We start from the raw sequence: 24,201 nt of genomic DNA on the forward strand, positions 1-24,201 counted from the left end.
ATCAATAGGAGAAGGTTTTATTAAATTTTGTAAATTCAAGGGGGAAAATATAATGAAAACAAAAAAGATTCTTTCTATGGCAATGGTTATGACCATGGGATTGTCATTGGCAGCCGGATGCGGCAATAATGAGAGCGGAAGTTCTTCATCGTCTTCTGCTGGAACTGAAGGAACAACTCAGGCACAGGGAACCACGGAGGGAAACTCCCAGGGTAATGGGGAAGTGCTGGAGGATATTGCCGAGATCAAGATGGTCTATATGCCGATGGGTTCCATGCCGACCGGTGTACAGGAAGTGGAAGATGCCGTCAATGAGATTACCGAGCCTGAAATCAATACCCATGTGGATATTGAAATGCTTGAGAGCGGTAACTATGATCAGCAGATCAGCCTGATGATGTCTTCCGGGGAAAAGCTGGATCTGATGCTGACTCTGCCTACAGGATCGTCATCATACAACAACATGATTTCTCAGAATCAGTTTATGGATATCTCAGATCTCCTTGAGGAGTATGCTCCACAAGTTCTGGATACCATTGGGCCCTACATGGAAGCAACAACTGTAGGTGACGCTATTTACGCGGTTCCCGCATGGCGGACGTATGTCATTTCATCTTATATTGTTATGCGCACCGATGTTCTGGAAGATCTCGGGCTTTTGGAGAAAGCGCAGAATATGACGTCATTTACTGAATTTGAGGAAATCCTTGACGCTGTAAAGAACAGTGAAAAATGGGGATATCTGGCAGGAATTGTCAATTCTGATTCTAATGGACTTGTTCTTCCGCTAGCCAGAAATTATCTGGGCGTAGATAAGTTTTCTGATGCTTATTATTATGATGAGCTGGGAGATCTGAATAAGATGATCGCTATTGATCCGGAAGGAACAGACGGCAAAGTTAAACTGAATTTTGATACACCAGAGTATAAGGCTATGATTGACAAAGTTCGGGGATGGAATGAGAAAGGTTATATTTATCAGGATGCAGCCACCACAGATGATTCTGCGGAAGCGCTGATTCGCAGCAACATAGGATTTTCCTACTTATCTGAAGGGGAGATCGGTCTTGAAGCATCTAAGACAGCCGCCTGTGGTATGCCTATGACCTGTGTGAAGATCAGCACACCTCCCATCTCTTCGTCAAATGTGACAAAGTTTGTGTGGGGTGTACCTCACAATGCCACGGAGCCGGAAGCTGCCGTGAAGTTTTTAAATCTTATGGTGACAGATGCGCGTATTGAGAATCTTTTAGTTTGGGGAATTGAAGGTCGTGATTATCAGGTAAAAGACGGCGTGGCTACATTTGTTGACGGACAGGATGCTAACAGTGTTGCCTATCAGGTAGCGGACTTTATGTTCGGCAATCAGTTCCTTGCATATCCGTGGGACGGCCAGCCTGCGGATTTCCGTGATCAGGCAAAGGCGGAGATGGATGCAGCCACTATGTCCAACTACTTTGGATTTTCCTGTGATACTTCCAATATACAGAATGAAATTTCAGCGGTTGTGAATGTAATATCCGAGTTTGGTCCGGCTCTTGAATCCGGCCTTGCTCCAGAGGGAACCTATGAAGAATTTATTGATCGGTTATATGCGTCAGGGGCTCAGAAGATTGTAGATGAATATCAGAGACAGTTAGACGAGTGGCTGGCCGCCAAAGAACAGTAAAGTGTAAAGGAGTGTATGTTGCGATGAAAGATGTTAAAGATATTTATAACGTAGCCATTATTGGCTGTGGATGGATCGCAGAGGATAAACATGTGCCCGGACTTAAAGCCAACAAAGACGTACATATTGCGGCTCTGTGCGATATTAAGCCGGAGAAGGCTCAGCGTCTTGTGGATATGTTCGATTTAAAAGACGTGGTTGTGTACAGTGATTATAAAGAGATGATCAAAGATAAAAATATTGATATCGTTCATATCGCTGTGCCGAATCCTCTCCACTGTGAGCTGACTGTCGATTGCTTAAATGCGGGAAAACATGTACTTATTGAAAAGCCCATGGCAATGACTAAAGCTGAGTGTGAGAAAATGATTGAGACGGCTAAGAAAAATGACCGCAAGCTTACTGTCGGTTTCCAGTGGCGTTACCGTCCGTGCGCTCTCTATGTGAAAGAGAGCTGTGATAAAGGTATGCTTGGGGATGTATATTACGCAAAAGCCCATGCTTTCCGTTTCCGTGCATTTCCGCGCTGGGGCGAATATTTCAGCGGTAAAAACGGCGGCGGCATCCTGATTGATGGCGCGCCACACGCCCTCGACCTGGCTCTCTGGGCATTGAACAACTACGAGCCTTACAGTGTTAAAGCCCATACATATAACAAAATGGCCGGCCAATCGGAAGGAAATATCTGGGGAGAGTTCCCGGAAGATGAGCTGAAAGTTGAGGACACAGGTATTGCCATGATCACTATGAAAAATGGAACGACCATTCTTCTCGAAGCTGCCTGGGCCAGCAATACGGTTTACGTTGACAATACAGTGACTTTAGTGGGGACAAAAGCGGGCCTGGATATGCCTGGCGGAGATGTCCGTCTCACAGGCGTCCTTAACGGCAAGCCCTACACTATGGAACCGGATCTGTCCGCTCCCGGAGCGCCCTTCTCCATTCAGCCGGTGGAACCTATGTACCGGGAATCTCAGGAATTTATTAAAGCGATCCGGGAAGACTGCGAGCCTTTCGTAAAACCGGAGCAGGCCATGGTTGTTACACAGATTATTGAAGGCATTTATGAATCCGCCAGAACAGGGAAAGAAGTATTTTTCTAAACCGTATTGAGGAGGTTTACATTGTGAAATATTCTGTTTGTACCGAAACGGTTTTTGACGGCGTTGATATTTTAGACGCAATGAAATCCGTGAAAGAGTGCGGCTATGACGCTGTGGAGTTCTGGTTCTGGTGGACAAGAGACGTGGAGGCCATAGCCAACGCCAGCAAAGAACTGGATCTTCCGGTGGCTGCCATCTGCGCCCCTTTTGGAAAGCCTGGGGACGCGTCCACCCACGATGAATACGTGAAAGATCTGGAAAAAACTTTTCACGCCGCTGATCAGCTTGGCTGCGATACAATTATTATACAGGGTGGATGGATAGATGAAAATATTCCCGAGGCCATTCACCGGAAAAATATTATTAAGCTTTATAAGCGGATTGCGCCTATGGCGGAAGCTGCCGGAAAACTTCTGGTGATCGAACCTTTAAATCAGAAAGTGAATCATCCCACATATCATCTGGCCTCATCAAGAGACGCCTTTGATATTGTGGATATTGTGGGAAGCCCTAACCTGAAAATACTTTTTGATATGTATCATCAGCAGATTACCGAGGGTAATCTCATCGCCAACATCACAGAAAATATTGATAAGATCGGGCATTTCCATATGGCAGGAAATCCGGGGCGAAATGATATTTTTCTTGGGGAGATTAATTACACAAATATTTTAAAAGTGATAGAAGAAACAGGCTATACCGGCTATGCCGGACTGGAATATTATCCGTTCGGGGACGCGAGGGAAAGCCTTATTAAAACTCGTAAAGAAGTACTGATTTAACCATGAAAGGAAGCTGACATGCGGCCGAAGGCCATGTGTCAGCTTCTTTTACTATTCTTTTTATTGTACGCCCTGGCAAAGATATCAAATTCCCTGGCAAAGACACGGATACAGGGATTGGTATTTTCTTTATTCCAGATCAGGTTCGTATTAATATAGGCGTCCACGTCTGAGATCTTAATGGGACGGATTTTTGACGGTGTAAATCGGAACACAGTTTCCGATAAAATGGAGACGCTATGTTCTGTGAGGATCTTTAAAAAGATGTCTTCGGTGCCCGATGCGGCGATACAGGGATTATAGACTGCGTGATGCTTTTCAAATAACTTTTGAAAATAGGCGGTGGAACATTGATTTTCCGGGCCGCTTAAATAGACCATGGGAAGGCCGGAAAGCTCATGGACAGTGACGCTGTCGTGATGATACAGCGGGTGCCCTTCCGGGATAAAAGCATAAAAGCTGTTTCTGAAAAATGGCTCATGGTCAATGATGGGCGATGAGTTTTCCGCCCAGTCCATAAGAATAGCCATGTCAGTCACCTGATCTTCAATCTCTTTCTTTGTATTTACTCCCACTTCCTGGATATGGATATTGACCTTAATGTCTGGATATTTCCGGTTAAATTCCGGAAGAAATTCGTAGATGAACAGGGAGCTTAAAGCGTAGGATGTGGTCAGTTCAAAGGTTCCCAGAGAGCCGTCTTTAGACATCTGTACATGTTCAATGGCCTTCTCGTACATGCCAATGATTTTTTCCGCATCCGCAGCAAAAATCTCGCCAATAGGCGTCAGGGAGACAGAATGCTTGCTCCGCGCCAACAGTTCTACCCCAAGCCGGGTCTCAAGACTCTGAATATGCCGGCTTAAAACCGACTGGGAAATGTAAAGCTGTTCGGCAGCTTTGCTGTAATTTAAACATTTGGTCAAGGTGACAAATTCATTAAGTAAATCAATATCCATAATCTAAATTCCCCCGTAAACAGTAACAATCCAACGCGCGTTTATGGATAAAGTCCCATAAAGGCGATTTTCGCGGATGCGTCCTTTGGCTAATTATTTCGGATTTCTGTTAATAAAACGTGTCTGATATTTGGAATAGACGATCTTCTGTTCTTTGTACAGCCCATGATACCCGGACATCATATAGCTGACAGAAACTGCCACCAGATAATAAGGCATCCCCTGAAAGCCGAACAGCTCAAAACCGATGAGCAGGGCTGTGATGGGACAGTTGGTGGCGCCGCAGAACACGCCGAGCATACCGCAGGCCGCGCTTAAAGACATCGGAAGACCAATGAGCGGCCCAACAACGCTGCCAAATGTTGCCCCGATAAAGAAGGAGGGGACGATCTCTCCGCCTTTGAAACCGGAAGATAAAGCAAGGCTTGTAAATATCATTTTCAGCAAAAATGCTTCCGGACGGGCCCCTTCGCTGAAAGCTCGCTCGATGATGCCAATACCCGCGCCCATATAATCAGTGGAACGGACAATAAGAGTGAGGCCGATGATTATGGCGCTGGATACGATAACGCGGATAAAAGAGTTTTTAAAGTATGTTGTGAAGAATTTTCCAAAACCTCTCAGCATCAAGCAGAAAGCCGCGCTTAAAACCCCGAAAAAGATGGACAAAAAGATCATCTTTATAAAATGCTCCACATTAAATTCCGGGATAATGGAGACATAAAAACTTTCCGAAATGACACCGAGGCTTTTTGAGAAAATGCTGGCGATGAGGGAGGCAAATACACATGGAACCAGGGCGGAATAGTGCATGATCCCCACGCTGATGACTTCCATGGCAAAGATGGCCGAAGCCATAGGCGTTCCGAAAATAGCGGAAAAACCTGCGCTCATGCCGCACATGATAACAATGTGGCGATCTTCGGGATTAACCCGCAGAAGCTTTCCGAGCTGGGCAGATATGCTGCCGCCAAGCTGAAGAGCCGCCCCTTCTCTTCCCGCAGAAGCCCCAAAAAAGTGGGTGAGGAAAGTGGCAATGAAGATCATTGGAGCCATTCGGCCGGGAATCTTTTCATCCTTGTGGATGGATGCCAGTATGACGTTGGTTCCAAGGTCATTTTTCATAAAATGATAGAGGGCAACAATCAGTACGCCGCCCAGTGGAAGGCCAAAAATAACGGCCGGGTGAGCGGTATGAAAATCAGTGGCAAATCGCAGACAGTAGAAAAAGGCCGTGGCCGCTGCCCCAACCACAAGTCCGGTCAGTGTTCCGAATAAAATCCATTTAAAAAGTACCCGCAGGCCGAAAACAGATGTGTAGGTAATATGTCTGATCCTTCGTACAAACTCACGCATTCCAATATATCCCCCTATGTGTCAGAATCCTAACACTATTATAATATATTTTTCCCGTTCCTTCTATAGAGTATTTTATATATGAAAGCTTTTGTTGCTCTGTGAACTGTAATAATCTTTGAGCAGCAGGATATGTTTGCGAACAATAACAAACAGAGCCCCATGGGTTTGGGCTCTGTCTGTTATACTTACGATTTTATTCTAAATAAAGGAGGGAGGGGGGATGTATCAGGCATCCCCCAGTTATGAAAATGAAAAGATTTATATGAAAGTTAATAACATATAGAGGGAGGATGTTTATTAACTATGGCTTTATTATAGGGAGATTTTGTGTTCAAACTGTGGCTATCTTATGAATCTGTGGTGAAAAAAATCTGAAGAAAAGTTAAAAAATATATCTAAATTGTAAAAGTTGGCAGTATTTGCTGCTGCTTAGGACAGCCGGAAACAGCAAGTATTGTCAGTATAAAACAGTGATAAGTGATTGGGCGTTTAAGATCCGGGACAGAATCTGGCATTGAGTTTTCAGAGGTTTTAAAGTATTATGTTTATATCGGTGATCCTCCGTTGGATACAAAAAAGTGAGGTGGAAATCTATGGGTTATGTTCGCAAAAAAGTATTATTTTATGGCTATGTCCAGGGCGTGGGGTTCAGATATTTCGCGAAAATGAACGCTCAGCGGTTTAATGTCACCGGATTTGTGGAAAATCTCTATGACGGCAGCGTCCACATGGAGGTTGAGGGAAAAGACTATGTTGTTGACGCCTATTTAAAAACCCTTCAGAAAGGGAACCGTTATATTGATGTCCAGCGCATGGATATTAAAGACATTCCTCTTAAAGGGGATAAAAGTTTTAAAGTGAGAGACTATTTTTAGGAGGTTTTTGCTATGATTAAGAGAAAAGAAGAAATCAATATCCGTCCGGTCAAAGGAGCCCAGGGCGGAAAGGGGCAGGTTTATTTTCATGACTGGCTGACCAAAGAGGAAGCCTGCGATCTCGGCCGTGTGTTCAGCAAGCTTGTAATTCCGCCGGGAAGTTCCATCGGCGTTCATCAGCATATCGGTGAGTTTGAGGCTATCTATGTCCTGGAAGGGCAGGCCACAGTGACGGATGGAGACGAGACGGTTGTTTTAAATCCGGGAGATATGAATCTGTGCCGCGAAGGCGGCTTCCACGGTGTGGAAAACTGTGGGGATCAGGATCTTGTTCTGATGGCGCTGATTATGTATACGCCAAAGTAAACAGGGGGGACTATGATCGATTATCAGATCCATTTACTCACCTGGAAGGAAAAATTTGTGGATATAGCCGAGGCTGTCCGTATTGTCTATATTGTCCGGGGAACCGCTATGGTTGTTGATGATGAAAATGGCAATTATCAGGTATCTCAGGGAGACATCTTTGTTATCAATGCCGGCCGGAAATGCCAGATCGAAATGACTCCGGAAAACCTGACAGCCGTACTGTCTGTTAATTATTACCATATGTGTGAAATTTTGGATGAAGAATACCTTTATTTCTTTTTAAACAGCCGTCTGGATACCGGTGGAAAATATACGGAAGTCATTGAACATATGCAGAGAATCCTTTTGATTTATTCAGAGCGCAGAGCGGATACGTATTTTGAAGAAGAGGGACGGGTGTGCCTTTTGTTGGACAGTATGCTCCATTATTTTCGGGCGCGGGACAGAGATTGGAAAGCCGGGGAAAAAGATAAAAATACAAGGGTTTTAAAAGTCCTGCGTTATATCCATATGAATTACAAAAGAGGTTTAAGCCTTGAGGAAATAGCAAAAAAGCTGTATTTGTCTCCTTCCGCGGCGTCACGGATGTTTTACCGGGCGACAGGAGAACATTTTGTTTCTTATTTGAATAAAGTGCGTCTGAGCCATGTGGAACATGATCTGCTCCACACGGATCATTCTATTTTGCAGATCGCCCTGGACAACGGCTTTGCCACACCAGCCTCCCTGAACAAAATTTTTAAAAAGGAATATCAGATGGCGCCGACGAAATACAGGGAAATCAACGCCGACGAAGGTTTGGGCAGCGAGAGCGGACAAAAGATTTCACAGGAGCTGTATCACATATTAAAGGAAAGTCTTAGTGAAGAAAGTACAGACAGTACGGAGGAATTATGGGCGGAGGATGGCGGCGGCGCGCAGACATTGTTTAATGCCAACCATCTCCTTAATGTGGGACCGATCTATATTTTAAGATCTGCGGATGTTCAGAGCCATGTGCTTGAGATCGCGGATCAGCTTCATATTGAATATATCCGCCTGTGGGGGATTTTTTCAAGACAGATGATGATCTTTTATGGAAATCAGGAGGGGTATAATTTTTCTTTTATTGATATTATCCTGGATTTTTGTGTGGAAAACCATCTGAAAGTTTTTTTTGATCTTGGAAGACGGAAAAATGTAGCATTATCCAGTGAGAGGGAAAATATTTATTCTTTTGAGGATAATATGCTCCTGGAAAGCCGGGAAGCATGGGAGAATCTCATTGACGCCTTTATACGCCATATCATTTATCGCTATGGCCGGCATGAAGTCAGTCAGTGGATTTTTGAAATGACCTTCTTTCTGAACGAATTGCCCTATTACAGCGCTGAGAAGTACAGCAGCCATCAGGTTTGGGAGACGACTTACCAGATCATTAAAAAACATCTTCCCCAGGCAAGGATTGCCGGGCCGGGGCTTCCGGCTTTTTGTGATTTTGAGATTACCCGGATGGTTTTAAGAGATTTCATGGATACACAGTATTTGCCGGATATTTTTACATCTTTTCATTTTCCCTATCTTGAAAGGCAGGATATGAAAGATGTGTCTGTGTACGAGAGAGAAATTTCAAAAAATACAAAAACCGATTTTTTGTCGGCTCAGATTTTGTTTGTTTTGAAGGAACTTAAAAAAATGGGCTTTAAGGGACAAAATTGTATTACAGAGTGGGGAGTCAGCCTGGCGAACCGAAATTACATTCAGGACAGTTGTTTCAGAGGTGCCTTTACAGTATTTAATATTTTAAAAAATTATCGCTACGCGGACGCTTTGGGGATTTTTTACGCCTCGGATATGCTCAATGTATATGCTGACAAAAAGGCGGTTTTGCAGGGAAGCGGAGGTATTGTTACACGTCACGGCATCCCTAAGCCGGTGTTTTTCGCCCTTGATTTCCTTGGGAAGCTTGGAAAACAGGTTTTGCGGCAGTCGGAAAATGGTATTATTACAAAAGATGAGGACGGCAATTTTAAGATTTTGTGCTTTAACCTTAAAGTTTTAGGATCGGCCTATTATCTTCTGGAGGAAAACTCTTACCAGCCGGAGGAAATTAACAGGCTGTTTGTCAACAAAGACTCAAAGAAAATAAAAATTACACTGTCTGTGCCTGGTGACGGTCAGCAGGTGAAAATACGCCATTCCATTATTAATGATATGTACGGCAGCGTTTTAAATCAGTGGATTCAGTTAGGATGTGCCAGTGACCTCCAAAAAGAGGACATTGATTATATCCGAAAGACTTGTGTACCTGGCATGATTCTGCAAAATGAAAATATTCAGAATGGAAAACTTGTTCTGAATTTAACTTTAGCACCCAACGAAGTTCGTCTGATCACAGTGCAGATTGTCGATACAGTGTAAGTAAATAACAATTTTGGAAAAGCAAAAAATGCTTTTGCGTAAAACAAAATTAAAATATGCAAAAATAGACAAGAACAAATAAATGAATCGATAAGAATATCTAAAGTAAAAAAGTTAAAATACCCTGTGGAGTAAATATAAAAATGAATCAGCTCTTACGGCTGAATCGTTGTAAAAATACTTTATGGAGGATGAAGACAGTGGAAAAGAAACTGAGAGCTTCAAAAGCGGCCGTCATCTGCTATGGATTTGGTGACCTGGCCTCACAGTTTGTATGGACTTTTGTTGGTTCATATCTTACAATTTTTTACACAGATATCGTTGGAATTGCCCCGGTGGCAGTTTCAGCAATTATGATCATTGCCCGTATCTGGGACGCAATCAATGACCCGATGATGGGCGCTATCGCGGAGCGGACAAAATCCAGATGGGGACGCTTCCGACCTTATATTGCCTTTGGCTGTCCATTTCTGGCAATTTTCAGCGTGCTGACCTTTACCAACCCGTTCAGTGGCCAGTCCACTGCAGGCGTATTGTGGGCCGGTATTATTTATATTATTGCCGGTATGCTTTACACGCTGACTAATATTCCATACGGCGCCATGGCTGCCGTTATGTCTGAGGACGCGAACCAGAGAAATCAGATCAATACTTCAAGAAATGTTGGTATGAACGCCGGAATGGCGCTGGTAAACGCCCTGTCCCCGATCCTTCTTCTTGCCCTTTCCAATAAAGGAGCGGAAGTCGCTGACGCTAAAGGTTATTTGTCAACGGTTATTATCTACGCTATTGTTTCGATTCCGCTGTTTTTCGCGGTATTCTTTACGGCGCGGGAAAATGTAAAGCCTCTGGCTTCAACAGTCAACCGTAAGTTCTCTTTTAAAGAAACTGTGAAAAATCTTGTGACAAACAAGTATCTTATGATTGTTACAGGTATTATGGCGATTCAGATGACAGCGTTTATGGGACGTATCGCAGTGACAAGCTACTGGGTTATTTACTGCCTGGGTTCTTTCACGCTGATCTCCCTGATTATGACCCTGCCTACAGTGATCGGTATCTTTACATCACTGTTGGTTCCGTTCCTGGCAAAACGCATGGGCAAGAGAAATGTGCTGATGATGTCTCTTCTTGGACAGTGCGTCGGACTGCTGATCATGTACTTTGCGCCGTTTAATAATATTTCGATGATTATTGTGGGCGATGTATTATTTGGTATTTTCAATATCGGTATGCCTATGACTCTTTCTATGGTTGCGGATTCCGTAGACTACATGGAAGAAAAGACAGGCGTCCGTACAGACGGAACAGCTTACGCGACCTACGGCCTGGCTACAAAGTTCGGAAACGCTGTGGGCGGCGCTGTGGGTGTTCTGATCATTACCGCTTTTGGCTATATCCCCAACGCTGAGCAGACTGCGGAAGCTATGAGCGGAATCAATATTACTGTAAACCTGATTCCGGCCATCCTTTATATCATTGCTTTCTTCCTCTGCTTCCTGTGGAATATGAGCGATAAGGACGCGGACGGCATCCGTGAACGTCTGATGCAGCGTCACGCGAAAGAAGAAAAGAACGCGTAATTGTAAAAAGAGAATACATAACAAAAAATTCCCCCGCTGCGCCCAGCGGGGGTTTTTTGTTATGCTGCGCGCGCGGATCGCGGCATGGAGGTTATAATGAAAAGAAGACTTTAGGAGTTGTTAATTTTGTGAAGTCTGATTTTCCTCGATCCAGGCGTCAAGCTGTTGCTGCATGGTAGCTACATAGTTATCGATATCGGCAGCTTTCAGCTTTTCAATAAATGCCGGAATCTGATCGGGGCCGCTGACTCCGGCCAATAAGGAAGGGTTAAATTCGCTGACAACATTGGTTAAAGCTGTCAGTGTATTGGTCGCAGCAGATGTATCAATACCAAATCCAAGATAATCCGATAAAATAGCATTCTGGTTGAGTTTTAATGTTTGCTCACGATAGTCTGCGGGCTGTCCGGCTCGTACCTTTGCCAGGAAGCCGTTGCCGATAATGGATGAAAAATCACCAATATAATATCCGCAGCTTGTGGCGTCTTCACCAGGCATAAAGTCAATGGTTCCATCGTCTAAGGTCTGATAATGGGCGCCTTCGATGCCCCATGTGAGAAGGTTTACGATGTCCGCGTCAGTGTATAAAAGATTAAGGAATTTTACTGCGGCTTCCGGTTCTGTGGCTGATTGTGGAACCGCCCAGGTGAATTTTCTTATTGATCCGGTATTAATAATGGCGTCGGCTAATTCTATGACTGTCATATCACGTCCGGTGGACTGTTCAACCATAGAAGCGCCTGCTGAACCTCCGCTGACCAGTTTAAAATAGCCGAAGGTTGTTCCCGCCTTAACATCCGACTCTTGAGTCGGATCTTTGGTGGCAGCGTCTTTATCCACATATCCGGCTTCATACCATTCATTCATCTGCTGTACTGTAGATTCATAAATATCTGTTTCATATAAATCTGTAATGGTGGAACCATTTCCTGGGAAAATAGAGATGATACCTGTTGTGCCACTCTCCCCAAGCCCATCATAGGCGACGAAATTACCTTCGGGATCAATCATGTAAGGTGTAGTGATGGCGCCCCACAGGGGATTGATCTGAGGATCAACTTCTTTGACTTTGGCAAACAGTTCTGTGAAGTCATGGCGTTAAAATGGGCGCTCTCGCCGGGTAGAGTGATCATCAGATCCAGCTTTTCGTTGCTGGTGACAATAAGATTGATCTGCTGAGCGTAATTTCCCATATCAACAATGGTCAGATCAATTTCAGCATTGATTTTTTCACGGGTGATTTCATTAATGGCGTCCTCCACCATTTGAACATCATTGGGAACGGTATTCATTGTCCAAAACATAATATTTATCGTGGCGATATCTTCCAAATCTTCATCGCCGTTTGCATCCGCTGCGGAAGCCTAAGCAGCGCCGGAAGTGTCGGCATTTTCGGCTGTGGAGCCGGATGAAGCAGAGATTGCGTTGCTGCGGGTCGAAGTTTTCCCGGTACATGGGCCAGTCATTTTCGTTCATGTACACAGGATAACCCGGAAAAAGATGATTGCCATTGCAGTGATCCAGATGTCCGTGGGTGTTGACTACAATAAGAGGAAGGGATGTCACTGAGCGGACAGCGCCTTTTAAATCCCCAAAGCCAAAACCGGTATCTAAAAGGAGAGCGTGATGGCTGCCAACAAACCTTTATTTATTTCCCTCAGCTAACATTTTCATAAGCTTCTCAAAGTCTGGCTCATGTTCCGCCGATTCCGGCGCAAATAGATGGGTCAGAAATGTTTTTGCCATGGGAACCCAGGCCGAGCAGGAGAGAGCTTTGTCCTGACGGTATTCGTCGGCGAGATACCGCCCCAGGGAGAAACCGTGGCCGCCTCTTTGGAAAACATGGACTTCGTAGGGGATTTGCTCCTCATGACATTTTTTTGCCATATCAAGGGTCTGAACCGCGGGAATGGCCGGATCATCAATAGCTGCCGCCAGGAACAGAGGCGGTGTCATGGAAGATACCTGACAGATGGGACTGTACCGCTCAAGCTGTTCCTTTGACGGATTTTTCTGACCAAAGATACATTGGATGCCGTCAGGGCCCGCGTTTATTCCATCAGGCGCGGGATGTTCATTTTGATACCGGAGCAGCGCCTTAAAATCATAAATGCCGTAGATCAGCAGCGCTGCGGAAATTTCAAGGTCACAAGCAGCGGCATTTAATTTCTTTAACATATGATCCTGGTGGTATGTAGTGGCATATAAAGCACATATACAGGCACCGGCGGAAAATCCCACAATGGTGATCTTATCCGGGTCTGTTTTCCACTCATCGGCGTGCTGGCGGATCATTAAAATGGCTTTTCCCAGATCGTACATCTGGGAGGGAAAGAGGACGTCCTCTTTTTTGCTGCGGTCAGCGCTGCTGTACTGCAGGACAAAGGCGTTATATCCGTCGCTGGCAAAAGACATGGCCACATGGTCGCCTCCGTCTCCGTCCCTGGAGCATTCTATAAATCCGCCGCCGGAGCAGCAGATGATGGCCGGCCGTTTGTTTTTTGAGGCAAAAATATGATCCGATGTATGGATGAATACCGTCAGTGTCACGTCATGACGCCCCGGCCATAACTCGTAGGTTTTGATCAGCATGTTGTAAACTCCCCTTTCACATGATCTTAAATGATTATAAAAAAAATCCGGGCGCGGATATAGGCGGGGAAATGTCTCATGATTAAAAATAAATATATTTTTATTGAACTGAAAATAAAAAAGCAAATACAGATCAAAAATACAATAATATAGATATTGATTTTTTGCGGTTTCAGGATTTAAAATGTTTATAACATCCTCCGGGAGATGCGCAGGATTTTTACAAGGAGAGATCTGACCTTTGAGCAGCAAAAATCGGCGCGGGAAACATCATAATAAAGGAACAGGATGAAAGGCGGGGTTTTATGGAACAAGAGTATGGCGTGAAAACAATGATCGCCCAGCGGTCAGGCATTTGGAAAAGTTTATATGCAAAGTATCATCTGGCAATGGTTTTGCAGGGAAATATCCGGCTGCGGTTTGGGGAACAGAATTTTTATCTCAGTGAAAAAGACGTTATCATCTTTGTGCCCGGAGATCAGGCGGAGTACTTTGGCGGCAGGAAAAGTCTCCTGATCGAGACGGAGATGGACGCGGCCTTTCTTGAGAGCAGGATTCCGGTACATGAGGGACATTTTATCTGCAATTCGTCTGTGGATCAGCAGCATGACTACGCGCCCCTTCAAAGGCTTATGGTGAAAATGGCGCTGGCATTGACAAAAGGCAATGATATGTCACAGACTTACTATGAATCCCTCGCCTATATGCTGGTATATCATCTTGGAAGCAATTATTTTGAAAAAACGATTGTAAATATTGAAAATGTCAGCGAGAAATACGCGGATCGGATCAATGAGATCCTTCTTTATATCCGGCAAAATTACGGGAAAGGGATCACATTAAGCGCCATGGCCCGGCACATGCGCTGGTCATCTTCCTATTTATCCCGTTTTTTCAAAAATGTATTTAAAGAGAATTTTGTTGACTATCTGAAAAGGTACCGTCTTGAGCGTTCCGTACATCAACTGCTTTACACGAAAGAAAGTGTCTCATATATTGCCATGGACTGCGGATTTCCCAACGCCAGCGCCTATATTCAGGACTTTAGAGCGTATTATGGGGAGACGCCGGGAAATTACCGGAAGAAATACAGTATCCAGAAGGAATTTTCCCGGCCTATGGGAAAGGAAGATCTGTCAGAGAATGCGGTATCTTTTCTTGAAAAAATGACAAAAGATCTGGAAACGGATACAGAGCTGATCATGGATGGACGTCAGGAGTGCCATTATATGGCTGATGTGGACAGTGAGGAAAAATTAGTTGTTCCGGTGTGGAAAACCGGGATCAGTGTGGCCGCAGCTTCTTATATGCCCTTTGCGGATATTGCCGATGAAATTAAGGAGGCGCAAAAAGATATTGGCTTTATCTATGGACGGATTTCTTTTTTGATGACCAATACCTTTATCTACAATCCGGAAAATGACAGCTATAATTTTTATTATTTTACCCGCATGATCCAGGCGTTGAGGAAAGACGGGATGATCCCTTATCTGGATATTAATTATGCCTGTACCAATGTGCCGGTGAAGGGTAAAAACTATATCATCGACGCCGGGGAGTTTCTAAGATGCCTTGAGGCACTTCTTCTTTACAGCGCCAATGTCTTTGGTATCGGGGAGATGGAGAAGTGGATTTATGACATTGGTATTGTTTTTCATTTTACTACCCATAATTGTGAGGATCCGGATGCTTTTGCGGAGAGATTCGCGGGGGCTTACCGGCTGATCAAAAGAATTGTTCCGGGAGCCAGGGTGGGGGGATTTGATGTCTCTGCGGTCTTTATGGCGGATCACTGTGAGCTGATTTTAAACAGGCTGGCGCAAAAAAAGATCGTTCCGGATTTTATTTCTGTGAATATATTTCCCTATGTGTCTTTGGAAAATAATGGATATATTAATTATGCTTATGCATCTGGCGATGGCTTTTTGAAAAAATACGTGGAAAATTTTAAAGGAATGATCAGGCGCTGCTGCCAGCCGGGAGATAAAATACCGGAATTTTTTGTCAGCGCTGTGGGAACCACTCTCATGCACCGCCATTATCTCAATGATACATGCTATCAATCTGCCTTTGTTGCTAAAATGGTCATAGATCTTGTGGAGGATGTAGATCTTCTGTGCTATTATCAGCTTTCCGACATGAATTTTTCAGGGGCGGAAGATCAGCGGCTCCTTGGCGGGCGAAACGGCCTGGTGGCCCAGTTTGGTATTCACAAGCCGGGATATCTGATTTTTATGCTCATGTCCGCCATGTCCAACCGTCTCATTGCCAGAGGGGCCGACTATATGATCACCAAAGGGGATCATGACACTTATAATATTCTGCTTTGCAATCCGGTGAAGATCAGCGGGGAGTGGTGTCTGAAAATTAATGAAAACACGTCGTTGTCCAACGCCTATACCATCTATGAACCGGGGGAGTCAAAAAGTATTTTTATCACTCTGAATCATGTTAATGACGGCGATTACCGGATCATCAGCTATCATGTGAACCGGGAAAACGGCAGTCTGTTTGATGAGTGGGAAAAGACAGGATTTTGGGAAAATCCGGGCATCCACGAACTGGATTATCTCAGACAGGCCATCCACCCCAAAAGAAACTGTTCAATGCGAAGCAGTGTCAATGGACAGCTTAACTTCCATATCCATGTGCAGCCTTTTGAGGTGGTGATGATCGAAGTGGTGAGGATGGTATGAGATTTTCAGCCGCCCAATTCCACCATTTTCCTGATACATTTTCCTGCGCCTTCCATAACGTTATCGGGAAGAATAATTTCCTCGCCGCCGGCGCCTTTGAGGCAGTTGTACACATCCATCAGTGTGGTGAGCTGCATATCCATACAGGACAGGGCGGAAGATAAGGGGTAAAAGCGGCGCTGTGGATACTCAAACTGGAGATGTTCCACAATGCTGTTTTCTGTGCCGATAATAAAATCATGGTTGTCTGATTTGCGTACATAATCCATGATGCCGGTGGTGGAGCCTACGTAATCGGCCAGGTCGGTGACTTGTGGGCGGCACTCCGGATGTACAAGGAGCAGGGCGCCGGGATGGCGCTCCTTAGCCAGGATCACATCATCGCGGACAGCCACTTTGTGCCGCGGACATCCCCCGTCGAAGAAGGCGAACTGCTTTTGGGGGAGCTTGGAAGCTACATAGTGTCCAAGGTTAGGGTCCGGGATAAACAGGATCTTATCGGTGTCCAGGGCGGCGCAGATCTTGACGGCGCTGGCGGAAGTGACGCATACATCGCAGCCGGTTTTTAATTCCGATGTGGTGTTGATATAAGCCACAGTGTCGTATCCCGGATACTGCGCTTTTAAAGCTTTAAGATCGTCAAGACCAAGCTGCTCGGCCATAGGACATCCGGCCATGGGGTTGGCCAGCCATACCTTCTTGTCCGGTGATAAGATCTTGCAGGTTTCCGCCATAAAGCGGACGCCGCACATGATCACCCCCTGGTTTGAGGTTTTCGCGGCCTGGACGCTGAGTCCATAGGAATCTCCTGTGTAGTCGGCGATCTCCAGAATGGACTGCTTCTGGTAAGCGTGGGCCAGAATGCATATATCTTTTTCTTTTTTCAGACGGAGGATCTCCTCCTGTATTTCATGTACAGTCATGTAATTTCCCTCTCTTTACATATTTTCTGTTTCCCAGGGCTGGAGCGGGGCCAGAAAGCCGGCCTGATTTAACTGCTCCTCGATGAGATCCAGCCTTTCAGGGCTGGAAGCCTCCACAAGATGATAGTGGTACCCGGAAGTGGCCGTACTCAGGACAGAGGAACGGCTGCTGTTAATGGCGTTGACAAATTCCAGGACATCCTGGCGTGAGCGGATATCCATTTCAGCGGTGACCCGCCCGTAGACTCGGTGGCTTATGCTGACGTTTTTTACCCGACCGCCGCAGTCAACGATAATATTTAGTTCATCCGCAGCCTGTTCCTGGCGGTGGCGCACTTTAAATTCACGTGTATAAGCGGATTCCTGCTGCAGGGTGTATCCCCTGGCTGTAGCCAGGATTCCAGGTGTGGACGCCCGGATAACAGCCATATCCTGAACAATGACCTGGCGGCTGACGCCGAAATGGGCGGCCAGATTTTTGGCTGCAATGGGAACGTCGGATTTTTTTAAAATGTTTAAAATTTCATTGCGGCGCTGTGATGTATTCATGCGATGCTTTCTCCTCTCATGAAACGATTAACGGCGGTTTATCTTTAGTCAGACAGCGGTTCAGTGGCGTGGAGATGTTTCATGGAAATATCAAGGATCGGTGCGGAATGGGTCAGGGCGCCGCTGGACACATAGTCGATGCCAATATTTTTTAGCTGTTCAATACTTTTCCGGGTGACATTGCCGGAACACTCGGTTTTGGCCCGCCCGTTAATAAGGACTACAGCCTGGCGCATCATGTCTGGCGTCATGTTGTCCAGCATGATAATGTCCGCGCCGGCTTCTACAGCTTCCGCTACTTGTTCCAGCGTCTCTGTCTCAACTTCGATCTTGCGGACAAAAGGCGCATACTGGCGGGCCATTTTCACGGCTTTTGTAATACTTCCGGCGGCGCCGATGTGATTGTCTTTAAGGAGAACGCCGTCGGACAGGTTATAGCGGTGATTGCAGGCGCCGCCAACTTTTACAGCATATTTCTCGAAAATACGGCAGTTTGGCGTTGTCTTTCTTGTATCAAGAAGAGTAATGCCTGTTCCTTCAAGCATTTTCACCATCTGTCGCGTGTATGTGGCAATGCCGCTCATGCGCTGGAGATAGTTTAACGCCACCCGTTCTCCCGATAAAAGCACCCGGATATCCCCGGTGACAGTTGCCAGAAGCTGCCCGTTTTTGACTTCATCGCCGTCTTTGCACGTAAAAGCGATCTGGGTTTGCTCATCCAGTAAAGTGAATACTCTGGCAAAAACATTTAACCCGGCGATAATGCCGTCAGACTTGGCGATCAGGTCTACGGTGCCTTTCTGATAGCCCGGCATAACCGCATTTGTAGATACATCCTCGCTAGTAATATCTTCCTGGAGGGCCATCATGATCAGTTGGTCTCCGTTCATTTTCATTGTTATATTATTCATAGAATTTTTCCTTTCTGTAAAATGTTATGATGAGTTGCCCGACAAATGACATGAGACACGGATTGCTCTGGTTTATGCCGTCTCTTCGTTTTTCATTCCCTCAATAGCCTCAAGAATATGGCTGCGGTATGTGGCAAAAAGGGTTTCCCGGTCGGGATATATATTTTTGGACACCGGTCCGGCGGGACAAGGCGCGTGTCCGCTGCCAAAGAGTATATCATCCGCGGCTCTCTGAGCAAATACTAAAGATTCCAGGAGAGAGTTGCTGGCAAGACGGTTTTTTCCGTGGACGCCGTTACAGCTTGTCTCGCCGCAGGCGTACAGCCCGGCCATGGACGTCCGGCTGGAAAGATCTACCTTTATGCCGCCCATAAAATAATGCTGGGCAGGAACTACAGGGATAGGCTCTTTAAGAACATCGAAGCCTTCCTCAAGGCACCGTTGATAAATATTTGGAAAATGGGTCAGTATAGTTTCTTTTCCAAGCGGCCGCATATCCTCCCAGACAAATTCTGTGTGATCCTTCTCCATCTGTGCCCATATAGCCTCGCTTAAAAGATCTCTGGGCTGAAGCTCATTGGTAAAGCGCTGACCGTGTTTATCATATAAAAGAGCGCCTTCGCCCCGGACGGATTCGGATATGAGAAAGCGCCGTCCGGGCTTTTTAGAATACAGGGTTGTAGGATGGATCTGGATGTAGTCCAGATGTTCCACCGCAATGTTGTGTTTTAAGGCAATGGCCAGAGCGTCCCCGGTAATATGGGGAAAATTGGTGGAATTTTTGTAAAGTCCGCCCAGCCCTCCGCAGGCCAGGACAACATTGTCTGAAAAAATGGTGTCGATCCGGTCATGGTCGTCCATAATGACAATGCCTCCGCAGATGTTGTCTTTGACAATAAGGTCGATCATCGTTGTGTTTTCAAGGATCGTCACATTTTTTTTGCAACGTACCCCGTCCAGCAGCGTCTGAGTGATTTCACGCCCGGTCACGTCCTCATGAAACAATATCCTTGGGCGGGAGTGTGCGCCCTCCCTGGTAAAGTCCAGACGCCCTTCACCGTCTCTGGCAAAACGTACGCCCCGGGCTACAAGATCCCGGATAATACTGTTGGAGCTGCGGATCATGAGATCTACCGCTCTTTCGTCATTTTCGTAATGACCGGCTTTCATCGTGTCCGCGAAGTAATTATCATAGTCATCTTCTCCGCAGAGCATGCAGATGCCTCCTTGAGCCAGAAATGAATCGGATTCGTCCGCTTTCTGCTTGGAGATGATCAGCGTCCGGATACGATCGGGAAGATTCAGGGCACAGTAGAGTCCGGCGGCTCCGGTACCCACAATGATAACATCATAACGTTCATTCATTTCCATCATCCTCGTCACAGTAAAATAATTTTTGTTATTATACTACCGGACAAGATAGGTGTCAAGACACATGTTAAAGAAAAGTGTCATATAAGTAACAGTTCATCCCGCCCATCCCTGATGGCTGAACTGTTACTCATATAAAGAAAAGTTATAACTTTTTCCGGAAATCATTATTAGACATTTGAAGATTCAGCGTTTATAATTTTTCTACAAACAAAGAGGTATATTTTGTCATAAGTAGAGGAGTGAACAAATGATGAAAACACAGTTTACAACAGAAGAAAAATACGCGAAGGCGTATCTGGAACTTACTCAATCGGTGTGCTGTACGGGAGAGGTTTACCCGGAACGTTTTAAAAAGATCATGTGGCAGAACAGAGGAACGGCGGCAATGTTTGGTCCATTTTCCATGCCGGAGGACGGCCTTGAGCTTAAAAATCCGCTGATCGTTGCCGTTGGGGACAGTGTTACGGCGGGGCATTTTGAGCCGCTGATCACCCCGGAAGAGATGGAGCGGCGGTTTAAAGCGGGGATTGTTAATCCGGACGAGCCTGGGGAGGTTACTGATGTTTTATCCAGCTATGTGGATCGTTTTCGTCAAAAACTTGTGGAAAAGTATGAGCAGACATCAGTCAGCGTCATCAATTCCGGCATTGCCGGAGATACTATTCTCGGCATTGAGCGCCGTCTGGACCGGGACGTCCTTCGCTATCAGCCGGATCTTGTGATCGTCAACGCCTCGTTAAACTGGAGGGAGGACTGTGGAAGTAATGAGGACTATTACACCGCGTTGAAGGCAGTGACCAGCCGTATTAAAAATGAGACCCGTGCGGATATTATTTTGATGACGCCAAATACAGCCCTGCCTACGCCTTTTGATCATCCTCACTCTACATTGGATGAGCGGGTGGAGATCATAAGGCAGGTGGCAAAAGAGCTTTCCGTGTGCCTGGCAGATCTCTACAAAGTGTGGAACGCCTATATTGATGCCGGATATCCGGTAGAGGCCCTTTTGGCCAACGGCGCCAACCATCCGTCTGCGGTGGGGCATGAGGGCTTTGCTATCGGCCTTATGCAGTTGTTTAAGTAAAAGAGTGCTGTGGAAAAATGCTCCCAGGCAGATGCAGGCGCCGCGTCTGTACGCCGTGCCTGCCTGTCCACGGCCATTACAATGACTCGCAGCAGTTTGTAGCTGACGCAATGGCTACTGCCGTGTTTTGCGCTCAACAGGGTAACGGTCAGATCCTTTTAGACAAAAATAATTCCATAGGCTGTTCAAATCCCGGAATGTCTATAACAAGCCCACCGCAATCCTTATATCCAAGTTTTCTGTAAAAATGCTGTGCTTCTTCATCCACCTGTGTGGATGTCAAGACCATACCATATCCCTGTGATTTCATATCATTTTCCCAATATTCCATAAGTTTTCTTCCATACCCCTTTTGGCGGCAGCCAAAATCAATAAATAACATTGTGCAGAAGGGGGTGTTATCCCAAAAAAGATTATATCTGAGCAAACCGACAGGTGTGTGGTTATCCAGCAAAACATAGCCTCTTTTGCCATTCACTTTATTTTCAAATTCCTGTTCCGGCAAATGTCTGTCAAGGCTATACCAAAATGTTTTATCACATATTTGAACATATCTGATTTCTATCATGATTAATAACCTCCGCAAATGCCATGGTGTTTCCACTGTGCCAGCGTATCTTTCAGAATCCCATAAACGCTCAATGTCCCAGCGTCCCCTGTGTTTTTACGGGCATAAATAACGGGAACCTGGGTATCAGACAGGACGTAGGCGCTAAAGCGTTCGGAGTATGCGGGGAGAGACCATTCGTCTGTGATGGCGGCGCCCTGACCGGCCAGAACATTCATCAGCGCTGAATTAAAGGACATACACGGATGGATCACAGGCTGCTGAGGAGCGATAAGATCTGTGATCTGGCTAATATGGATGTGGGCCACTTCCTGTTCAGACAAAATATACAGATCCGGTCCAAGCTTACCGGGATTAAGGCGGCCATTTTCAACGGCGGGATGCTCCATGGCTGTGTATAATACAGAGTGGATGGAGTAGACAGATTCTTTCACATAATCTCTTGTATTCTCATAGGCAGGGTCAATGGTCAGAATAAAGTCAAGATCTCCACTATCTTTCATCCGATTTAGTTTGTCCGGCGGAAGAAATTCAAAATGGAGTTTTATGTCTGCAAAAGCCCTGTTAATGTTTTCATGGCACATACTTACATAGTCCTGCATCATCCAGCCTTCCAAAATACCGATCTTATAAATAAAATCCGTTCCGGCGGATGCGTATCTCACATGAAAGGCTGTCGTTTCCAGATCTTTTAAAATCTGGCAAAAGGTTTGATAATAGATTTCTCCGGAAGGCGTGATCTGGAATTTCCCGCCCTTTTTCCGGTCTAAAAGAAGTACATCCAGCTCCTTTTCCAGAGCAGATAGCTGTTTGCTGACAGCCGGCTGAGAAATAAAAAGCTGATTGGCAGCCTTTGAAAAACTTCCGCATTGACATAAAGTGACAAAATATATCATTTGTTGGATGGTCATGGCATTCCCTCCTGAAAGAATGTAACAACTGTTTTGATCATAGCACAGAGACCTGGGGATTGCCATAGACATTTGTGGATTGTCTGTGCTAAAATGTGGATATGTAATGATACGGAAAAGGAGTTTGTGGATTATGTTTCGTGAAATGCGGAGAAAGAGACAATTATTAACAGAGGGAGAGACGCTTGATATCCTCTTAAAAGGCACATCAGGAGTGCTGTCCCTCCTTGGCGACGATGGCTATCCTTACGGCGTACCGCTAAGCTACGTGTATCATGAAAATAAAATTTATTTTCACGGGGCAAAGTCCGGACATAAGCTGGACGCTGTGAGAAACTGTGATAAGGCTTCTTTCTGCGTTATCGCTCAGGATCAGGTTCATCCGGAAACCTTTACCACCCATTATAAGAGTGTCATCGCCTTTGGAAAGATTCATGTCGTGGAAGATAGTGCAGAAAGGCGGGCGTCCATTGAAATTCTGGGACGCAAGTATTCTCCGGGACTTGAAGAAAAGATGGAGCAGGAAATTGAGAAGGACGATAAGATTCTGAATATGTTTGTCCTGGAGATTGAACATATGACTGGAAAACAGTGCATTGAGTTGGTATGAAACTTAAAAAATCTTCGGTAGATATTCAAAATCATATCCCTATGTGTGAAAGTATGATCAAGGTCATAGATTTTGATAAAATTCCTAAGGACTATTCCAGAGGAAGAGGGTGGCCAGGCGGGAAAAAACATTATTTGAAATTGATAAGTTTGAAAAATATTTATTCTATGAAGCTCATACATATACGCAGAGTGAGTTTGAAGAAAACTTTATCCATCCAATGGAACTGGAAGAAAAAGAAGCCCAATAAAAATTACCGAACCTTCCACGTAAGCGCCAGGCCCGGTATTTTTATATTCACCCCTCACTTCCCGCCCGCACTTCTCTCAACATAGACAGACCCCAGCTCATCCAGTCCCAGGCAGTCTGCCGCCCATCAGTTTCGGTGATGATTAGCCGGTCAGTGTCGTTAAATTCAAAAGACAGGGCGTCCATGCCAATATCCGAGGCCATCCACACCGGATGGATCGTCTCGTTCTGCCAATCATAAATATAAATATGCTGGCTCCAGGCAAACTCGTCCCGGTCCACCCAAAACGGCCGGGCGTAGCCGTAGCGGCCAATACGCCAGCACAAAAGGATCAATTCATTTTCTTCATCGTGGTCAATATCGCACCACAAAAAATCCTGAACTAAAACATTGTCCGGCGACTGCCAGACACTTTCAGAATTATAGATAACATTCACCTGGCGGCGGTCTAGGGTGATGGCGTCAGGGCCTGAACCGCCGGCCATGCCGGAAAGATCCAGGCTTTTTTCCTTCCACTGTATCCATGAGGGGAGAAAAGCGCCCTTTGTCCAGGAAACAAATACAAGGGCAGCGGCAAGTGCCGCCGCCCCTGTGATGATTAAAATCCACAGTAATCGTTTTCTTTTTTTCATAA

General features: G+C 45.5%; 24 protein-coding genes. 12 read left to right on the forward strand and 12 right to left on the reverse strand.

What is annotated here, in order from left to right; genetic code table 11:
- Positions 1-52: 52 nt before the first annotated feature.
- The 3 genes from HNP82_RS13375 to HNP82_RS13385 are packed head-to-tail and all read left to right on the forward strand — an operon-like array spanning position 53 to position 3,554.
- Positions 53-1,669 carry an ABC transporter substrate-binding protein gene (locus tag HNP82_RS13375; RefSeq protein WP_183775526.1) on the forward strand — a complete coding sequence of 539 codons (1,617 nt, stop codon included), beginning with the start codon at positions 53-55 and terminating at the stop codon, positions 1,667-1,669.
- A gap of 23 nt (positions 1,670-1,692) precedes the next feature.
- A complete protein-coding gene (locus HNP82_RS13380; RefSeq protein WP_183775528.1) occupies positions 1,693-2,772 on the forward strand; it encodes a Gfo/Idh/MocA family protein in 1,080 nt (359 codons plus the stop codon).
- Between the two features lie 23 nt (positions 2,773-2,795).
- Entirely contained in the window at positions 2,796-3,554 is a 759-nt protein-coding gene (locus HNP82_RS13385) for a hydroxypyruvate isomerase family protein (RefSeq protein WP_183775530.1), read from the forward strand.
- Between the two features lie 38 nt (positions 3,555-3,592).
- Here the strand turns inward: HNP82_RS13385 and HNP82_RS13390 are convergent, their stop codons facing one another.
- Positions 3,593-4,513, reverse strand: a complete 921-nt coding sequence (locus HNP82_RS13390) for a LysR family transcriptional regulator (RefSeq protein WP_183775532.1) — start codon at positions 4,511-4,513, stop codon at positions 3,593-3,595.
- A gap of 93 nt (positions 4,514-4,606) precedes the next feature.
- Positions 4,607-5,869, reverse strand: a complete 1,263-nt coding sequence (locus HNP82_RS13395; RefSeq protein ID WP_183775534.1) for a chloride channel protein — start codon at positions 5,867-5,869, stop codon at positions 4,607-4,609.
- Between the two features lie 596 nt (positions 5,870-6,465).
- On the opposite strand from HNP82_RS13395, the gene HNP82_RS13400 reads away from it, so the two are divergent.
- From HNP82_RS13400 to HNP82_RS13415, 4 genes are all read left to right on the forward strand, one after another.
- The gene (locus HNP82_RS13400; RefSeq protein ID WP_183775536.1) at positions 6,466-6,747 is read left to right on the forward strand and encodes an acylphosphatase; all 282 of its coding nucleotides are present in this window, start codon (positions 6,466-6,468) and stop codon (positions 6,745-6,747) included.
- A gap of 12 nt (positions 6,748-6,759) precedes the next feature.
- Positions 6,760-7,113, forward strand: coding sequence for a cupin domain-containing protein (locus HNP82_RS13405; protein WP_183775538.1), 354 nt, complete (start codon positions 6,760-6,762; stop codon positions 7,111-7,113).
- A 12-nt stretch (positions 7,114-7,125) separates the two neighbouring features.
- On the forward strand, positions 7,126-9,516 hold the full coding sequence (locus HNP82_RS13410) for a GH39 family glycosyl hydrolase (RefSeq protein ID WP_183775539.1): 2,391 nt from the start codon (positions 7,126-7,128) through the stop codon (positions 9,514-9,516).
- A 200-nt stretch (positions 9,517-9,716) separates the two neighbouring features.
- Positions 9,717-11,099, forward strand: a complete 1,383-nt coding sequence (locus tag HNP82_RS13415; protein WP_330599612.1) for an MFS transporter — start codon at positions 9,717-9,719, stop codon at positions 11,097-11,099.
- Positions 11,100-11,219: 120 nt separating this feature from the next.
- Here HNP82_RS13415 and HNP82_RS13420 read toward each other — a convergent pair whose 3' ends face one another.
- Together HNP82_RS13420 and HNP82_RS13425 are read right to left on the reverse strand one after the other, a co-directional pair.
- Entirely contained in the window at positions 11,220-12,110 is an 891-nt protein-coding gene (locus HNP82_RS13420; RefSeq protein WP_183775541.1) for an ABC transporter substrate-binding protein, read from the reverse strand.
- Complete coding sequence (locus HNP82_RS13425; protein WP_183775542.1) at positions 12,107-12,430, reverse strand: hypothetical protein; 324 nt, start codon at positions 12,428-12,430, stop codon at positions 12,107-12,109. The genes HNP82_RS13420 and HNP82_RS13425 overlap by 4 nt, the downstream gene beginning before the upstream one ends.
- 49 nt (positions 12,431-12,479) lie before the next feature.
- Between HNP82_RS13425 and HNP82_RS13430 the strand changes: the two genes are divergently transcribed.
- Positions 12,480-12,668 carry a hypothetical protein gene (locus HNP82_RS13430; RefSeq protein ID WP_183775543.1) on the forward strand — a complete coding sequence of 63 codons (189 nt, stop codon included), beginning with the start codon at positions 12,480-12,482 and terminating at the stop codon, positions 12,666-12,668.
- Positions 12,669-12,743: 75 nt separating this feature from the next.
- On the opposite strand, the gene HNP82_RS13435 is transcribed toward HNP82_RS13430, so the two are convergent.
- Positions 12,744-13,691: an alpha/beta hydrolase gene (locus HNP82_RS13435; protein WP_183775544.1), complete on the reverse strand. Its 948-nt coding sequence runs from the start codon at positions 13,689-13,691 to the stop codon at positions 12,744-12,746.
- A gap of 305 nt (positions 13,692-13,996) precedes the next feature.
- Here HNP82_RS13435 and HNP82_RS13440 point away from each other — a divergent pair, with 305 nt between their 5' ends.
- Positions 13,997-16,387: a helix-turn-helix domain-containing protein gene (locus HNP82_RS13440; protein ID WP_183775545.1), complete on the forward strand. Its 2,391-nt coding sequence runs from the start codon at positions 13,997-13,999 to the stop codon at positions 16,385-16,387.
- A gap of 5 nt (positions 16,388-16,392) precedes the next feature.
- Here the strand turns inward: HNP82_RS13440 and nadA are convergent, their stop codons facing one another.
- The 4 genes from nadA to HNP82_RS13460 all read right to left on the reverse strand — a co-directional run bounded on the left by nadA (position 16,393) and on the right by HNP82_RS13460 (position 20,135).
- Complete coding sequence (nadA, locus tag HNP82_RS13445; RefSeq protein ID WP_183775547.1) at positions 16,393-17,310, reverse strand: quinolinate synthase NadA; 918 nt, start codon at positions 17,308-17,310, stop codon at positions 16,393-16,395.
- Between the two features lie 15 nt (positions 17,311-17,325).
- On the reverse strand, positions 17,326-17,859 hold the full coding sequence (locus HNP82_RS13450) for a transcription repressor NadR (protein ID WP_183775549.1): 534 nt from the start codon (positions 17,857-17,859) through the stop codon (positions 17,326-17,328).
- A gap of 44 nt (positions 17,860-17,903) precedes the next feature.
- Positions 17,904-18,770: a carboxylating nicotinate-nucleotide diphosphorylase gene (gene nadC, locus HNP82_RS13455; protein ID WP_183775551.1), complete on the reverse strand. Its 867-nt coding sequence runs from the start codon at positions 18,768-18,770 to the stop codon at positions 17,904-17,906.
- Positions 18,771-18,842: 72 nt separating this feature from the next.
- Positions 18,843-20,135 (reverse strand): L-aspartate oxidase, encoded by a 1,293-nt coding sequence (locus HNP82_RS13460; RefSeq protein WP_183775553.1) that lies wholly within the window; start codon positions 20,133-20,135, stop codon positions 18,843-18,845.
- A 256-nt stretch (positions 20,136-20,391) separates the two neighbouring features.
- Here HNP82_RS13460 and HNP82_RS13465 point away from each other — a divergent pair, with 256 nt between their 5' ends.
- Positions 20,392-21,228, forward strand: a complete 837-nt coding sequence (locus tag HNP82_RS13465) for an SGNH/GDSL hydrolase family protein (RefSeq protein WP_183775555.1) — start codon at positions 20,392-20,394, stop codon at positions 21,226-21,228.
- A gap of 148 nt (positions 21,229-21,376) precedes the next feature.
- Here HNP82_RS13465 and HNP82_RS13470 read toward each other — a convergent pair whose 3' ends face one another.
- Positions 21,377-21,832: a GNAT family N-acetyltransferase gene (locus HNP82_RS13470; RefSeq protein ID WP_330599613.1), complete on the reverse strand. Its 456-nt coding sequence runs from the start codon at positions 21,830-21,832 to the stop codon at positions 21,377-21,379.
- Positions 21,799-22,707 carry a LysR family transcriptional regulator gene (locus HNP82_RS13475; RefSeq protein ID WP_183775557.1) on the reverse strand — a complete coding sequence of 303 codons (909 nt, stop codon included), beginning with the start codon at positions 22,705-22,707 and terminating at the stop codon, positions 21,799-21,801. Before HNP82_RS13475 ends, HNP82_RS13470 begins: the two co-directional genes overlap by 34 nt.
- Positions 22,708-22,840: 133 nt before the next feature.
- Between HNP82_RS13475 and HNP82_RS13480 the strand changes: the two genes are divergently transcribed.
- Positions 22,841-23,317 (forward strand): pyridoxamine 5'-phosphate oxidase family protein, encoded by a 477-nt coding sequence (locus HNP82_RS13480; protein WP_183775559.1) that lies wholly within the window; start codon positions 22,841-22,843, stop codon positions 23,315-23,317.
- 109 nt (positions 23,318-23,426) lie between these two features.
- Positions 23,427-23,567, forward strand: a complete 141-nt coding sequence (locus tag HNP82_RS13485; RefSeq protein WP_183775560.1) for a hypothetical protein — start codon at positions 23,427-23,429, stop codon at positions 23,565-23,567.
- Between the two features lie 47 nt (positions 23,568-23,614).
- Here the strand turns inward: HNP82_RS13485 and HNP82_RS13490 are convergent, their stop codons facing one another.
- Entirely contained in the window at positions 23,615-24,199 is a 585-nt protein-coding gene (locus HNP82_RS13490) for a hypothetical protein (protein ID WP_183775561.1), read from the reverse strand.
- Between the last annotated feature and the right edge of the window lie 2 nt (positions 24,200-24,201).

It is taken from the genome of Catenibacillus scindens (genome assembly GCF_014202115.1).
Lineage (GTDB): Bacteria > Bacillota > Clostridia > Lachnospirales > Lachnospiraceae > Catenibacillus > Catenibacillus scindens.

Excerpts from the sequence above, each read along its gene's own strand:
- HNP82_RS13380 (WP_183775528.1), top strand. The coding sequence starts at position 1,693 with ATGAAAGATGTTAAAGATATTTATAACGTAGCCATTATTGGCTGTGGA.
- HNP82_RS13400 (WP_183775536.1), top strand. The coding sequence starts at position 6,466 with ATGGGTTATGTTCGCAAAAAAGTATTATTTTATGGCTATGTCCAGGGC.
- HNP82_RS13440 (WP_183775545.1), top strand. The coding sequence starts at position 13,997 with ATGGAACAAGAGTATGGCGTGAAAACAATGATCGCCCAGCGGTCAGGC.
- nadA (WP_183775547.1), bottom strand. The coding sequence starts at position 17,310 with ATGACTGTACATGAAATACAGGAGGAGATCCTCCGTCTGAAAAAAGAA.
- HNP82_RS13490 (WP_183775561.1), bottom strand. The coding sequence starts at position 24,199 with ATGAAAAAAAGAAAACGATTACTGTGGATTTTAATCATCACAGGGGCG.
- HNP82_RS13410 (WP_183775539.1), top strand. The coding sequence starts at position 7,126 with ATGATCGATTATCAGATCCATTTACTCACCTGGAAGGAAAAATTTGTG.
- HNP82_RS13395 (WP_183775534.1), bottom strand. The coding sequence starts at position 5,869 with ATGCGTGAGTTTGTACGAAGGATCAGACATATTACCTACACATCTGTT.
- HNP82_RS13390 (WP_183775532.1), bottom strand. The coding sequence starts at position 4,513 with ATGGATATTGATTTACTTAATGAATTTGTCACCTTGACCAAATGTTTA.
- HNP82_RS13480 (WP_183775559.1), top strand. The coding sequence starts at position 22,841 with ATGTTTCGTGAAATGCGGAGAAAGAGACAATTATTAACAGAGGGAGAG.
- HNP82_RS13465 (WP_183775555.1), top strand. The coding sequence starts at position 20,392 with ATGATGAAAACACAGTTTACAACAGAAGAAAAATACGCGAAGGCGTAT.
- HNP82_RS13375 (WP_183775526.1), top strand. The coding sequence starts at position 53 with ATGAAAACAAAAAAGATTCTTTCTATGGCAATGGTTATGACCATGGGA.
- HNP82_RS13460 (WP_183775553.1), bottom strand. The coding sequence starts at position 20,135 with ATGAATGAACGTTATGATGTTATCATTGTGGGTACCGGAGCCGCCGGA.
- HNP82_RS13405 (WP_183775538.1), top strand. The coding sequence starts at position 6,760 with ATGATTAAGAGAAAAGAAGAAATCAATATCCGTCCGGTCAAAGGAGCC.
- HNP82_RS13475 (WP_183775557.1), bottom strand. The coding sequence starts at position 22,707 with ATGACCATCCAACAAATGATATATTTTGTCACTTTATGTCAATGCGGA.
- nadC (WP_183775551.1), bottom strand. The coding sequence starts at position 18,770 with ATGAATAATATAACAATGAAAATGAACGGAGACCAACTGATCATGATG.
- HNP82_RS13435 (WP_183775544.1), bottom strand. The coding sequence starts at position 13,691 with ATGCTGATCAAAACCTACGAGTTATGGCCGGGGCGTCATGACGTGACA.
- HNP82_RS13420 (WP_183775541.1), bottom strand. The coding sequence starts at position 12,110 with ATGATTGATCCCGAAGGTAATTTCGTCGCCTATGATGGGCTTGGGGAG.
- HNP82_RS13450 (WP_183775549.1), bottom strand. The coding sequence starts at position 17,859 with ATGAATACATCACAGCGCCGCAATGAAATTTTAAACATTTTAAAAAAA.